Consider the following 14,953-nt stretch of genomic DNA (forward strand, 5'->3'; position numbering starts at 1 on the left):
AATGGTTCTTTGGATACTTTTTAGTAGTGAAGATTTATTTTTAAAAGAAAGCGTAATTAAAGTAATGGTAGGAATTAGTCTTTGGTTTTTGATGAACCAATAGTTCTAATACTATATTGTTTTGAGAGCTAATACAATTTTTTTTATTTAGTTTTACTTAAAATTGATTGTTATATGTTAGATCCGTTTGATGATTCTTATTTTATGAAAAAAGCCCTGCAAGAGGCAGAATTGGCTTTTGAGAAAGATGAAGTACCTGTTGGGGCGGTCATTGTTGTAGAAGATAAGATTATTGCAAGAGCACATAACCTTACTGAATTATTAAATGATGTTACAGCACATGCCGAAATGCAAGCAATTACAGCGGCGGCAAACTTTCTTGGAGGTAAATATCTCAAAGAATGCACACTATATGTAACATTAGAACCTTGTCAGATGTGTGCAGGAGCTTTGTATTGGAGTCAGATAAAAAGAATTGTTTATGGTACAGTCGATGAGCGTAGAGGGTTTACTGCTATGGGAACAAAGCTTCACCCCAAAACAACAATAACAGGGGGTGTTTTAGAAAAAGAATGTGCCGAAATAATTACTCGATTTTTTATCGAAAAACGCAATCTCAATTAGAAGATAGTTTCCAGAAATATGAAGAATACAATTGCAGAACGAATACAGGATTTTTTAAAACAATTTCCTCCTTTTGATAGTTTAAAAAAAGAGGAGCTGCTATTGATTTCTAGTCAGATTAGAGTTTTATATGTTGAGAAAGGAGAATATCTCTTTAGGCAAGATAGTCCTTGCCATGATGAGTTTTATATTGTAAGAGAAGGAGCTATTGGGCTTTATCGAGGCTTTGATGACGATCAAAATTTGGTAGATATATGTGATGCCGGTGATTTGTTTGGTCTTCGAATCTTGATTATCAAGAAAGATTACCGAATGTCTGCAAAAGCAGATGAGGAGTCTATCGTATATGCTATCCCTGCGAGAGTTTTTGAACCATTTATTGAAGAAAATAGAGAAGTAAATAAATTTTTGTTAGGAACTTTTGCAGCACATGCTAGGAACTATTTTACTGAAACAGAGAAAGGACAACGAATAGATAATACAATTTCTATCGAGACAGTCAAGGATCTTTCTGCACTACGTAGTATCTCTTATCGAAAAAAGCCTGTAACCTGCACTTTTGATGATACCATTAAAGATATCGCCAAAAAGATGACCGATAAAAAGGTAAGTTGTATTATTATTGTTGATGGTAATAAGCAACCTATTGGGATAATTACAGATAGAGATTTAAGGGCTAAGATAGCAACTGGAATGTATGAGATTACCTCTTTGGTAAATCAAATTATGGTTTCTCCTGTAGTTACATATTCAAAAAAAATCACAGTTGCCGAGGCTCAGATTGCTTTAATAAAACATGATATAAGCCATTTGTGTATTACAAAAGACGGCACGCAGGATTCAAAACTTATTGGGATTCTTTCAGATCACGATCTATTGGTCTCTTTTGGTAATAATCCTTCTGTATTGATTAAAGAAGTCAAAAGAATAAAAAAGCCTCAAAAACTTAGGTATATTAGACAACAGGTAGAGAAGTTGCTGAAATCATATCTAGAGCAGAATATTCCTACCAAGCATATCATCAATATAATTTCTGAGATCAATGATGCACTTATTATAAGAGTTATAGAGTTGTCTTTAAAAGAAATGTCTACTCCTCCTCCGGTTAAGTTTTGTTTTATGGTTTTAGGGAGTCAGGGAAGAAGAGAACAGTTACTTTTAACAGATCAGGATAATGCTATTGTTTTTGAAAATGTTGATGAGCAAGCTTATGAAGCTACACAGCTTTATTTTATGGAGTTGGCAAATAAAATTACAAAAGGATTACATACCATCGGTTTTGAATATTGTCCTGCCGAGATGATGGCAAGTAATCCAAGATGGTGTATGTCTCTATCAAAATGGAAAGATCAGTTTAGAAACTGGATGATTACTCCAACAGAAGAAGGGACGTTGTTGTCATCTATATTTTTTGATTTTCAATATGTGTATGGAGATAGAACTATGACCGATGTGTTGTCTGAAGCAGTCTTTGAAGGGGTTAATAAAAGTAATCGGTTTTTGGGGTTATTGGGGGTAAGTGCTTTGCAAAAGCCATCTCCCTTAGGGTTCTTTAAACAATTTTTGGTCGAGCAAAATGGCGAACATAAAGATACATTTGATATTAAAATCAGGGCAATGATGGTGTTGATTGATGCAGCAAGAATATTAACGCTTTATCATAATGTAAAAGGAGTAAATAATACCTTATTACGATATGCCAAACTTGCGGAGATAGAACCTAAAAATGCAGCTCTTTTTGAGAGTTGTTCCAAAGCTTTTAGAGTATTAATAAAGTTTAGAACCAGACAAGGGCTACTTCATCACGATTCAGGAAGATTTATAAAATTAAATACCTTGAGCAAAAAAGATAAATTAAAACTCAAACGATGCTTTAGACCCATTAGAGATATACAGGAATTGCTGAGAGTACGTTTTCAACTTAAGAATTTGATGTAATGCAATTTTGGTTTAAAAAAAAGAACAAAGACTACCCGCCGTTTTGGAAAGAGTATGTGGAACTCTTTGACAAAAAAAAACGAAAAGAACCTATAAATAATGTTCGCTTTGTAGCATTTGACACCGAGACTACAGGGTTTGATTATGCCAAAGATAGAGTGTTGTCTATTGGGGCAATTGCAATCCGGGGTAATAGCCTGATAGTATCTGATCAATTAGAAATTTATCTCGAACAGGATGTTTTTAATGAAGAGACAGTACAAATTCATGGAATTAGAAAAAACAATGGTTTTGGTAAAATATCAGAGAAGAAAGCTCTTGAGTTGTTTGTAAAATATATTGGTAATTCTGTTTTGGTGGCGCATTTTGCTGAGTTTGATAGAAAAATGATAGATAAAGCATTAAAAAGACAGGGATTGGGTGTGTTGAAAAACAGGTTTTTAGATACCAGTATTCTTTTTAAAAAGACTAAGCATGCGGTGTATCAAAACGATAAACAGAATTCTCATTATAGCCTGGATGAATTGTGTAATGATCTGAAAATTTCGAAAAGCGATAGGCATACTGCATCTGGAGATGCATTTATTACCGCATTGGCTTTTCTGAAGATTTTGACAAAATTAAAGAAAGATAAACAGATTGAAGTGTCTGATTTGTTTAAATAATAGATGCTGTTTCTTATATAGTTTATTAGAGTAATGAATGTTTTTTAATAGAACTATGTCCAGAAGACTGCAACTGCACCTATATTGTTTCGTCTTTTAACTAACCAAAGGCGAAATGCAAAAAATCTTATTTGTTGTTATATTTTTAATGGGTTATTTCGGGATTTCTCAAGAAGGTGATTTCCTGAGAGGAAAGGTAAAGATTGATGCTTCTAAATCTGAAGTAATAAACATATTAAATATAACCAGAAGGGAGGGAACAATTAATGATAAGGCAGGTTTTTTTGAGATAAAATCTAAAGTTGGAGATACTATCGTTTTTTCTTCTATAGGATATCAGAAAAAAGCACATGTTGTTAGAAAGAAAGATATTAAACAGGCTGATTTAGAAATTGTATTAGAGGTTAAAGTAAATGAATTAGAAGAGGTAAGGGTTTCTCGATATAATCTTTCTGGAGAGGTAAAAGAAGATATAGATAGGATAAAAACATATGAAGATAATTTGCCTTTGTTTGATGCTAAAGAATTGGATGAAACACCATTTATCCATGAAAAAGGAGCAGGAACTGTTAAAAATATAGTGTTAAGGGATGAAATGGCAATAACTCCAGTTAATTTTATTGCTGTCGGTAGAATGGTGGCTAGTCTTTTTAAGAAAAAAGGTGGCAAGAGGCAAAAAAAGACTTATTCGTCTAAACTTTCGGATTTTTATAGAGGAGATTTTTTTATTACAGAATTAAAAATTCCTAAAACTGAGGTATATGATTTTATAGACTTTTTAAATGATGATACGATGACAAAGGAAGTTCTAGAGTCTGGAAATGAACTTAGAATTCTTGAATTTTTAATTGATCAAAGCAAAGTTTTTAAATCAAAAGATGGATTGGATTGAAAAATAAAAAAACACTACAAGAGTAGTGCTTTTGAAACTTGAGAAATGTTTGCACTACCCGTGAATTATGCGAACATTTGCTGCGGTAGGTCCTTTTCTACCTTCTTCTTCATTGTACTCTACTTTGTCGCCTTCATTTAATGCCTCGCCAGCAATTCCTGAAGCGTGAACAAAGATGTCTTTTCCTGTTTCGTTGTTGGTAATAAATCCGTAACCTTTTGATTCGTTAAAAAATTTTACTGTTCCTTCCATTGTAATAAAATAATAAGTATTTGAATACTAAAGGTAGTTTTTAATTTTTTATGAATCGTTATCAAAATGTGAATATTTTAGAAACTCATGGGTTCGAATTTTCTTTATTCGTCTCATAATCCCTCATTTTCCTAAGATTTTCTTCGGTAAGCATGTAGTCTTTTACTTTTTTGTTTTTCCATCTATGATAGATAAAAATAGGCATAAGTATAAAAGAAGAAACTAATATTCCTATACCGACTAATTTATCTCCGGTAATATGATCACCAGAATTTTTGAAGTAATATCCAATGCAAATCAGGATAATAATAGTTATAAAAAGTATGCGGATGATGTATTTCATATGTTTATTTTAGATCGTTGGTCATAAGATGTCAATTGATTTAAAAAGATTACTTCTTAACATATAAACCTAATTTATTGCGTAAAATTAATCAACTTTCTTCTATAAGCCGTAAGGAGTTTTGATTTTGAGACAAAACCAAAGTATTTTCCATCTTTGATTACAGGAAGATTCCAGGCACCTGTATCCTGAAATTTTCTCATTACTGTTTTGGCATTGTCCTGTTCGTATATAATAGCCGCAGACATTTTTGTCATTAAAGTATCTACTGTTGTTTTATGATATAATGTAATATCGAACATGATGTCTCTGATGTCGTCTAATAATACAATTCCGATAAGATGGTCAGAATCATCAACTACTGGAAACAAATTTCTGTTTGATTTGGCTACCGCTTCACTTAATAGTTGTTTTAAGGTGTAATCTGGTCTTATCGTTATAAAATTGGTTTCTATACAATTTTCAAGGTTCATTAAGGTTAGTACGGTCTGATCCTTATCATGCGTTAATAGATGACCTTGTTTTGCCAATTCACGTGTGTAAATATTATGCTCGAGCTTATTTTTTGAAATTATAAATGAAATCGAAGTGGTGATCATGAGTGGAACAAATAGTTCATAACTAGAAGTGATCTCTGCAATTAGGAATATAGAGGTGAGTGGAGCATGTAACACCCCGGCAATAAGCCCAGCCATTCCTAATAGTGTAAAATTAGCTTCAGAAACATGAAAACCTATACCTAGATTGTTGATCACTTTAGATACTACATTGCCCAATGCACTACCCATTACCATGGTTGGGATAAAAATTCCTCCAGAGCCGCCTGCCGCAAAAGTGGCGGTCATCGCAATAGCCTTAAAAATTGTAATACCTGTTAAAAGCGCAATTACTACCCAAATACTACTCGTTATATTGTCAAAAGGTGTTTTGCCAATTGCTGTTAAGTGGTCACCGCGAAGTAAATCGTTTATAAAACCAAGACCTTCTCCATAAAGCGGAGGAATAAAATATAGCATTATCCCAATAGCTAGCCCACCAACTAAAAGGCGGTGAATTTTTTTAGGAAAACGATTAAAAAAACGGAGTATCCCAAAATACATTTTGGTAAAGTATATAGAAGCAATTGCGGTACCGATACCCAAAATAATGTAGAAAGGAGTATCATAGATATCAAATTTTTCTAAAACATCAAATCTAAACAATACTTCATCTCCCAAAAAGAAATATGAAGTTATTATAGAGGATACCGAAGCAAAAAGTAAGGGTAATAACGAGGTTAGGGTAAGATCTAAACTAAAAACTTCAACAGCAAAAACCAAACCAGCCAAAGGAGATTTAAATACTGCAGAAATTGCACCTGCAGAAGCGCAACCGATAAGTAAGACTCTGGTTTTTCGATTAACGTGAAACAAAGTGCTAAAACTAGAGCTTAATGCAGATCCCGAACTAATAGCCGGACCTAGGAGCCCCACCGAACCACCAAAACCAACTGTAATTGGAGCTAAAATAAGAGGTAAGTAACTGTGAATTGGTTTTATAACTCCATTTTTTTTCGAAAGAGAATATAAAATCAAAGGAATGGCAGATTTTGAATCTTTTTTGATGATATACTTTGTAAATATGTATACGATAAGTAGTCCTATTATCGGAATAATAAAGTAAAACGAAGCTTGCCAAGAGATGATATCACTTTCTAAAACTATCTGAATTAGATGGGTGATGTTTTTTAGTAAAAGAGATACCAGACCAGCAGTAAATCCAACCAGAATACTAAGAATAAGAACAAAAGTCTTGTCAGAAATATGACGATATCTCCATTTAAGTAGCTTATAAAGTAAAGTCTTTTTTGCAGTTGACATATCAATTTATTTGAACTAATAAAAGGAATGGTTTTCTACTAAGTTTTTTTGCTCTTCTAGATCTTGGATGTATACTTGATATAATACTTCAACATAATTTCGAGTATGGTAATATCCAGAATTAAAATCTTCAATAGCACTCTTAATATGTTCTAAAGCCTTAGGTATTTCTTTTTCTTCATAATAGCATTTCGATAAATAATAGTGAGCATCAGAATAATGATTCTCAGAATACTTTAATACTTTTTGAAAATCTTTTTTAGCGCTTTTGTAATCTTTTTGAAGATAAGCAATAATCCCACGATATAAAAAGGCTGTTATATCGGCGTAGTCTTCTCCAGATGTTTTAATTTGATTATCAATATAAGTGTTAAAGTAATTTTTTGATTTAGTATATTCTTTTAATCCGAGATAGGCGATCCCTCTCATGTAATTTACACTTTGTCCTTGAGGAGCATCATCAAAATTAGGAGTTAATATATCAGTAGCATCAAAATCTTTTATAGCTTTTTTGTAATTTCTATAAAAGTATAGATACAGATACCCTCTATGACCTTGCCATTCTTTGGGATCTAGCATTACCGCTTTATCAAAAAGAGGTTTCCAGTCTAGTGGCATTCCTCTTTTTAAGTAGGCTACCGATAATTCTCTCCATGCTTCTGCGTTTTCAGGATTTAATTCGATCGCCTTTTCTATGACCATCATAGTATCCGGGGATCCTTGATTTAAATGAGCAGCACCGTTCATAATTTTTTTGGATTCAGCTTTTTTTTCTTCTTCATTCATTATGGAACAAGCAAAAAGAAGAAAAAAGAAGGGGAAACTAAGGAAGTATTTCGGTAATTTCACCATCTATTATTTTATATGAAACATACATGTAATAGTCTATTGGTTTCTGGTCTTTTGTTGTGTATCCATTCCAATTTTCTGACTCTGATGTTAATTGATATAACTGATCTATCATTTCAGAATTAAGCTCAGTTTCTTCTAAATCTATATTCATTTGGATGATTTCTACTCTTCCGATTTCTCCTTTACAGTTTATTACGAACCTGAAATTTAAATATCCAGAATCGGTATATTCATTATTTTGGTATTTCGATCGGATAGTTTTGTCAAAGATACCCTTATTTGGTTTATAAGCTAACTTGGGTAAACCATGATGAGTTCCTTCAATTTTTCCAGTACCACAAAGAGCAAAACTAGTTGAGGAAATTGTAGTGTTAGGATCTAAATAACCTATATAATTAATATATTTTTTAGCCGAATAATTCTTCTCTCTACATGAGTATGAAATGATGAATATAAACAGTGTTAAAAAAAGTATTTTAATATTTTTATATATAAAGTAAGCTATTCCCCTCATAAACTAAAGGTAATAAAAATCCCGCCTTAAGCGGGATTTTATGCTATTTGAATTTAATGACATATAAATATTCAATACTATATTATACATCAAGTTGTATGTTCAATTCTTTGAGTTGCTCGTTATCCAGATGCGCAGGTGCATCAATCATTACATCCCGACCACTATTGTTTTTAGGGAAAGCAATAAAATCACGAATGGTTTCTTGTCCACCAAGAATGGATACTAATCTATCAAATCCAAAAGCAAGTCCACCATGAGGAGGGGCTCCATATTGGAAAGCATCCATTAAAAATCCGAATTGTGCTTTTGCCTCTTCAGGAGTAAATCCTAGGTGATCAAACATTAATGCTTGAGTTTCTTTGTCATGAATACGAATAGATCCTCCGCCAATTTCATTTCCATTTAATACCAAATCATACGCATTAGCGCGTACATCACCTGGTTTAGTATCTAATAAATCAATGTCTTCTGGTTTTGGAGAAGTAAAAGGGTGGTGCATAGCATGGTAACGCTCAGTATCTTCATCCCACTCTAATAAAGGGAAATCTAATATCCATAGAGGAGCAAATTCTTCTGGATTTCTTAAATCAAGTCGTTCTGCAAGTTCCATACGAAGGGCGCTTAATTGCGCTCTCACTTTGTTGGTTTGACCAGAAAGCACACAGATTAGGTCTCCTGCTTTTGCTCCAGTGGTTTCTGCCCACTTCGCAAGATCATCCTGGTCATAAAATTTATCTACAGAAGATTTATATGTCCCATCTTCGTTGCATTTTACATACACCATTCCTAATGCACCCACTTGTGGTCGTTTTACCCAATCAACAAGCTTGTCAATTTCTTTTCTTGTGTATGAAGCTCCACCAGGAACTGCAATACCCACTACCAACTCCGCAGTATTAAATACCTTAAAATCTTTATGCTGGGCAACATTATTAAGTTCACCAAACTTCATTCCGAATCTAATATCCGGTTTGTCGTTACCATATGTTTGCATTGCTTCGGCATATGTCATTCTTGGGAAATCTTTAATTTCGATCCCTTTTATTTCTTTTATTAAATGACGTGTGAGTCCTTCAAATATGTTTAGGATATCCTCTTGCTCTACAAATGCCATTTCACAATCTATTTGTGTAAATTCTGGTTGTCTGTCTGCTCTTAGATCTTCATCTCTAAAGCATTTTACAATCTGAAAATACTTATCCATACCGCCAACCATAAGCAATTGCTTAAAGGTTTGAGGGGATTGAGGAAGGGCATAAAACTGCCCTTCGTTCATTCTAGATGGTACTACAAAATCACGAGCTCCTTCGGGAGTGGATTTAATTAAATATGGTGTTTCGACTTCGATAAACCCTTCTTGAGATAGGTAATTTCTAACTTTCATCCCTACCTGATGGCGAAACATCAAATTGTTTTTTACAGGATTACGACGAATATCCAAATAGCGGTATTTCATTCTAATATCTTCACCCCCGTCTGTTTGATCTTCTATGGTAAAAGGAGGAACGATTGCTTCATTAAGTATAACTAACTCTTTTGCTAGAATTTCGATTTCTCCTGTAGGGATATTTTTGTTTTTAGATTCACGCTCTATTACAATCCCTTTAACCTGGATTACAAACTCTCTTCCTAATGTCTTTGCTTTTTCTACAACTGCTGCAGGAGTGCGTTCATCGTCAAAAATCAATTGGGTGATTCCATAGCGATCTCTAAGATCGACCCATATCATAAATCCTTTGTCTCTGGTCTTTTGAACCCAACCAGATAAGGTTACTTCTTTTTTGATATCTGAGGAGCGTAGCTCACCACACGAATGACTTCTGTACATAATTACGTATTAAGGCTGCAAAAATAAGAAGATTTATGGATTAGTTGATAGTTTTTAGGAATGATAAAATGGCGAAATTTATAAATAATCAAAAAAGAATTTGAATTTTTGAATTTTTAGTAAAAAACAAGGGTTTAACTGGATGGTAAGTATGTTTTTTACGTAATTCATAATATGCTTTTACTTCGGAAAAACGTATATGTTTTTACTAGGATTTATGTTATCTGATTGATTAATATGTTGTTGAAACACCAAATGAGATAAAGTGTTTTGAGGTTTGTTTTGTTTCGATTTGTTTTGTGAAATATTGTGTTTTTTTAAGGTTTTTGGCTTTTTTTTGATGGTTAATTAGCACTTTTAGTGCTAACAATTGTTAGTTTGTCTTTTTTTTATGAATATCTTTTAATAGATTTAGGCAAACATTTAAACAAACCATTATGAAAAAACACATTCGTTTTAACAAAATGAAGATTTTGTTATTCTTAATTTTTACTCCAGTTATAGTACTTGCTCAAGAGAGTCTTACGGGTACTGTATTAAACCGAGCGACAAATCAGGCGATACCGCTTGTTAATATTGTAGAAAAAGGCACCTCTAATGGAGCTACTTCTGATTTTGATGGAAATTTCTCAATAGAGGTACAATCTCTACCTACGACTCTTGTGTTTTCGGTAGTTGGGTTTGGAACAGAAGAATTAGAAGTATCTTCAAATACGAGCATAACTGCATATATGAATGAAGGGGCATTTCTTGATGAAATTGTAGTAGTAGGTAACCGTGCAAAACCTAGAACGGTTATAGAGTCACCAGTGGCTATTGATAATATCACATCTGAAGAATTAAAAGTAAGTGCACAGCCAGAATTGGATAAAATGATTGCGTTTAGAGTACCATCTTATAACTCTACTCAGCAAACTATATCTGATGCAACAGCGCATTTTGATCCATCAGAACTTAGAAATTTAGGACCTAGTAGAACATTGGTTTTAGTAAATGGAAAAAGAAAAAACCAAAGTGCATTAGTATATGTTAATGAGACTCCGGGACGAGGAGAGGTTGGTGTAGATATGAAAAGTATCCCAGCAGCTGCTATCGAAAGAGTAGAGGTACTTAGAGATGGAGCGTCTGCTCAATATGGATCTGATGCCATTGCGGGGGTGATTAATATTATTTTAAAAGAGGATGAAGATAAAACTTCTCTTAGCTTAGGGACAGGAGTAACTACAGAAGGAGATGGATTTACATATAGCGGGAGTTTAAATACTTCTTTTACACCAGATTTTGGTGGGTTTGTAAATTTGACTGCAGATTTTTACCACCAGGATTATACAAACAGATCTGGGGAACCAGGAAATGATTTGCTTTTTGGAAACGTATTTCAGCCAAATCCTGATGATGTTACTAATGGAAATATAACTCAGGCACAATTTGATGCGCAACAAGCTTTAGCCAATAGCCTTTTGGATGGTTCTCATCCTTGGATTCAACAAAACCCTGATTTGGGTATGACTGTTGGGCAGCCAGAGTACGACCGATTTGGTTTAGCACTTAATGCAGGTTTTCCGTATGCAGATGATACTGCAGAGGTATATTTATTTGGAAGCTTACAAGGCAGAAATGGTAAAAGTTTTGCGCTTTACAGAACACCATATTGGGTGCCGGATCCCTTTAATTTATTACATCCTGCCGGGACTGAGTATCAGGGGTTTCAACCTACTTTTGAGACGGCTATTGTAGATAATACGATTACTTTAGGAAATAGGTGGCAAATGTTTAATGAGTGGAATTTTGACCTTAGTTATACCTACGGGAGAAATGGTGTGTCTTATGAAGTGAACAATTCTTTAAATCCATCTTTAGGCGCAAATAGCCCTACAAGTTTTAAAACAGGCGGATATAGTTTTGGGAATCATATAGGAAATTTAGATATATCAAAAAGTTTTGGAGATGTAAGCCTTACATTAGGATCTGAGATACGACAAGAACGTTTTGTTACCAAAGCAGGAGAAAGAGCATCTTATGTTGACGGAGGAGTACAATCATTTCCAGGATTAACACCAGCAAATGCGTTGAGTGAGACGAGATCAAATATTGGTGCTTATGCTGGATTGGACTGGGATGTTAGTGAGGCATTTTTAATTAGTGGAGCAGGACGTTACGAGGATTATAGTGATTTTGGTGAAAATGTTTCCTGGAAAGTAGCAGCTAGATATTTATTGCCTGGTGAAAAAGGAGCAATTAGAGCTTCTGTAAACACAGCATTTAGAGCACCGTCATTACACCAGATTTATTTGAGTAATATTCAAACGCTACAATTGGCAGATGGAAGTATTGGACAACAAGGTACTTTTAATAACGCTGATCCAATAATTCTTGATCCGATTGATGGTTTAGGAGTACCTCAATTAGATGCAGAAGAGTCTTTCAACATAGCGGGAGGGGTAACTTATAGATTTACTCCGCAGTTTTCTGTTGCTGTAGACTATTATAATATAACTGTAGATGATAGAGTGTTGTTAACAAATCCATTAGGTTTTGACGGAGATGATTCTACTGTGAATGATGTAGAGCAAGTATTAATAGATAATTCTATTGGTAATATTACATTTTTTGTAAACGCTGTAGATACAAAAACCCAAGGGGTTGATGTAGTTGCTAACTATAGAGGTATACAATTAGGAGAAGGAAGTTTAGGGATTAATGCAGCTTTTAACTGGAATGAAACTGATATTGATGGTACTATTACTGTTCCTGAAAAAATATTAAATGCTGGATATACCGATATCTTTAATAGAGAAGAGCAGTCTAGAATTACTACGGCTAGACCTAATCTAAAAGGAGTATTAGGACTTAATTATGACATTGCAAAATTTAGTTTTGTGTTAAACAATACATATTTTGGTGAAGTAACATGGCAGCATCCTACAACTCCTGGATTTGATCAAACTTTTGCCGGAAAAATAGTTACAGACTTATCTGTGTCATATAAGTTTTCTGATTGGTTGACTGCAAAGGCAACTGCTAATAACCTATTAGATGTTTATCCTGATGAGATTAACACTTTTGGAGATTTTGGAACTGACTTAGGAGGAAGATTTAGATATCCATGGGAGGTAAATCAGTTTGGATTTACAGGTACTTTTTTACAGGCAGGTCTTGATTTTACTTTTTAAAAAACAGACTGTTTAATAGAATAAAAAAAGAGAGGTGTTAGTTATAGCATCTCTCTTTTACTATGTAATACTTTTTGAAGGTGTATGAATAAAGTTCTTTTTTGGGGTTAATAAACCTTATGTTTAGCTATATTTACTACTAATATTAATCGAGAAATGAAGGAAAGTAAATAAAAACTAACCTAATGAATACCTATTTTTTTACTGCAGGGATTTTATGCATTCTTCTTGGGATTGTTCATTCGATTCTTGGGGAATATTTAATTTTTAAGAATAAAAGAAATAAAGGAAAATTAGTCCCTTCAAAAAAAAGTGAAGGATTGAGAGAAAGACATTTGCGAATATTATGGGCAACCTGGCATTTGTCTTCAGTTTTTGGTTGGAGTATAGGAGCGATACTGATAAAAATTTCATTTGCCCCGGAGCAGATGAATTCATTTATAGTTCAGGCGATTATTTATGCCATGATTTTATCGTCTTTATTGGTTTTGGTTGGAACCAAAGGAAAACATCCAGGATGGATAGTTCTTTTGATAATTGCAGTATTATCAATTATCGGTATCTGAAAAGGAAACCCCAGAGGTAATAAGGCTTATGTATAATTGAGATTAAAGGTCGTAGAGTTTTATAAAGTCTGTAGAATTTGCAATCTTGCATATCTAAAAAGATATACGCGTTAATTCGATCTTTTATCAAAAAATAGTCACCCTCTAAACAATAGCGAATGCCGTTAAATACGGTACAATATTTTTAAAAAATGAAATTCAAATCTGCTTTTATAATACTAACCATTATTAGTTTTACCAATGTTTTTGGACAAATAAACGAAGAGTATAAAGCACTCATAAAGGAGGCAAGTAGTCTTTATAAATCAAAGAACTATAAGCTCTCTGTTGTAAATTATGAAAAGGCTTTTAAAATATTTGAAGGCAATAACTCTGACCTATATAATGCTGCTTGTTCTGCTGCGCTAGATAGAGATCCAGAAAAAGCAAAAACTTTTTTAATTAGCTCTATTAATAGTGGATGGAGTAATCTTGATCACTTACAGAAAGACCCTGATTTATACAGTTTGCACTGTTTGGATGAATGGAAAGAAATTATTAAAAAAGCGGAAGAGGTAGAAAAAAATACTGTTACCCATACTCAGCTTATTGATAAAATAAAACCCTTTATTGAATCTAATAAGCCTGAATCGGTGTATGATCTGGCAAACAATGATTTAAAATCAAGACCAGAATTAAAAACGACTATTGATTCTATTTACCAACTATTAAAAAGACACAAGGTAAAAAACCTGCAATCGATACGATCTGCTTCAAGCTCATCAGTTAACTATATAAACGGATTGAAAACTGAATCATTCTATTATACGTATAAGTTAAATCCTAAATATTTAAACGGTAAAGTAAAATCATTTTTTTTTAAGCCTCTAGGATATAAAATCAAAATAGAGGTTTCCAAGCCAAGTAATGAATGGTTGCTGTCCAATATAAGTCTAGAAAATAAATATGCTAATCCTGACTATGAGATGGTTACTGAAAACACCTCTTTCTTTAAGAATTCGGATTCTTTGATATATAGATACTCTTTAGCTAAAAATACAAAGGTATTGTATAATCAAGGTAAAGTGAAAAGCGAGAATATTCGCGATGTAATTATTAGAGAACTTAAGCAATTAGACTATGTAAAATTTTCTGATGTAAAAACTCTAAATGTTTTTAAAGAATCCTCTAAAATTTATAGCTTGTCTTTTTACTCCAATAAAAAAGACTCTTTTTTTCAAACCAAAAATATAGGGAAATCCTCGAAAACACTTAAAACAGTGGAGCTTATGTTTTATGATAATAACTCTAATTTGGTTTTGGTATCCAATGGTAATAAATATGCTTTTTATAGAGTTAAATCTGTTGAAAGATTAAAAGAAATTGTTTTAAAAGAAGTAGCGGAAATAACAAAATAACATCTACCAGTAAGGATGCTTTTATACAACCCTTACTGGCAAAATGT

General features: G+C 33.2%; 13 protein-coding genes. 7 read left to right on the forward strand and 6 right to left on the reverse strand.

All coding sequences use genetic code 11. The features are described 5' to 3' along the window. Positions 1-174 precede the first annotated feature (174 nt). From C1X07_RS09625 to C1X07_RS09640, 4 genes are all read left to right on the forward strand, one after another. Positions 175-624, forward strand: a complete 450-nt coding sequence (locus C1X07_RS09625) for a nucleoside deaminase (protein ID WP_103069800.1) — start codon at positions 175-177, stop codon at positions 622-624. 18 nt (positions 625-642) lie between these two features. Continuing rightward, positions 643-2,562 carry a DUF294 nucleotidyltransferase-like domain-containing protein gene (locus C1X07_RS09630; RefSeq protein WP_103069801.1) on the forward strand — a complete coding sequence of 640 codons (1,920 nt, stop codon included), beginning with the start codon at positions 643-645 and terminating at the stop codon, positions 2,560-2,562. Further along, the gene (locus C1X07_RS09635) at positions 2,562-3,227 is read left to right on the forward strand and encodes a 3'-5' exonuclease (protein WP_103069802.1); all 666 of its coding nucleotides are present in this window, start codon (positions 2,562-2,564) and stop codon (positions 3,225-3,227) included. Before C1X07_RS09630 ends, C1X07_RS09635 begins: the two co-directional genes overlap by 1 nt. A 115-nt stretch (positions 3,228-3,342) precedes the next feature. After that, positions 3,343-4,119, forward strand: a complete 777-nt coding sequence (locus C1X07_RS09640) for a carboxypeptidase-like regulatory domain-containing protein (protein ID WP_128755238.1) — start codon at positions 3,343-3,345, stop codon at positions 4,117-4,119. Between the two features lie 54 nt (positions 4,120-4,173). On the opposite strand, the gene C1X07_RS09645 is transcribed toward C1X07_RS09640, so the two are convergent. The 6 genes from C1X07_RS09645 to aspS all read right to left on the reverse strand — a co-directional run bounded on the left by C1X07_RS09645 (position 4,174) and on the right by aspS (position 9,770). Then, positions 4,174-4,371: a cold-shock protein gene (locus C1X07_RS09645; protein ID WP_103069804.1), complete on the reverse strand. Its 198-nt coding sequence runs from the start codon at positions 4,369-4,371 to the stop codon at positions 4,174-4,176. Positions 4,372-4,456: 85 nt separating this feature from the next. Further along, the gene (locus C1X07_RS09650; RefSeq protein ID WP_103069805.1) at positions 4,457-4,714 is read right to left on the reverse strand and encodes a hypothetical protein; all 258 of its coding nucleotides are present in this window, start codon (positions 4,712-4,714) and stop codon (positions 4,457-4,459) included. A gap of 74 nt (positions 4,715-4,788) precedes the next feature. Then, positions 4,789-6,573: a chloride channel protein gene (locus tag C1X07_RS09655; protein ID WP_103069806.1), complete on the reverse strand. Its 1,785-nt coding sequence runs from the start codon at positions 6,571-6,573 to the stop codon at positions 4,789-4,791. A 15-nt stretch (positions 6,574-6,588) separates the two neighbouring features. Continuing rightward, positions 6,589-7,359 (reverse strand): tetratricopeptide repeat protein, encoded by a 771-nt coding sequence (locus tag C1X07_RS09660; protein WP_164914131.1) that lies wholly within the window; start codon positions 7,357-7,359, stop codon positions 6,589-6,591. A gap of 37 nt (positions 7,360-7,396) precedes the next feature. Beyond that, on the reverse strand, positions 7,397-7,939 hold the full coding sequence (locus C1X07_RS09665) for a hypothetical protein (RefSeq protein ID WP_103069808.1): 543 nt from the start codon (positions 7,937-7,939) through the stop codon (positions 7,397-7,399). An 82-nt stretch (positions 7,940-8,021) separates the two neighbouring features. Next, complete coding sequence (gene aspS, locus C1X07_RS09670; RefSeq protein WP_103069809.1) at positions 8,022-9,770, reverse strand: aspartate--tRNA ligase; 1,749 nt, start codon at positions 9,768-9,770, stop codon at positions 8,022-8,024. Between the two features lie 437 nt (positions 9,771-10,207). On the opposite strand from aspS, the gene C1X07_RS09675 reads away from it, so the two are divergent. From C1X07_RS09675 to C1X07_RS09685, 3 genes are all read left to right on the forward strand, one after another. Next, positions 10,208-12,943, forward strand: coding sequence for a TonB-dependent receptor (locus C1X07_RS09675; RefSeq protein WP_103069810.1), 2,736 nt, complete (start codon positions 10,208-10,210; stop codon positions 12,941-12,943). Positions 12,944-13,128: 185 nt separating this feature from the next. Then, complete coding sequence (locus tag C1X07_RS09680; protein WP_103069811.1) at positions 13,129-13,509, forward strand: hypothetical protein; 381 nt, start codon at positions 13,129-13,131, stop codon at positions 13,507-13,509. 191 nt (positions 13,510-13,700) lie between these two features. Then, positions 13,701-14,906: a hypothetical protein gene (locus C1X07_RS09685; protein WP_103069812.1), complete on the forward strand. Its 1,206-nt coding sequence runs from the start codon at positions 13,701-13,703 to the stop codon at positions 14,904-14,906. The last annotated feature ends 47 nt before the right edge of the window (positions 14,907-14,953 follow it).

This window comes from Aquimarina sediminis, from assembly GCF_002895435.1.
Lineage (GTDB): Bacteria > Bacteroidota > Bacteroidia > Flavobacteriales > Flavobacteriaceae > Aquimarina > Aquimarina sediminis.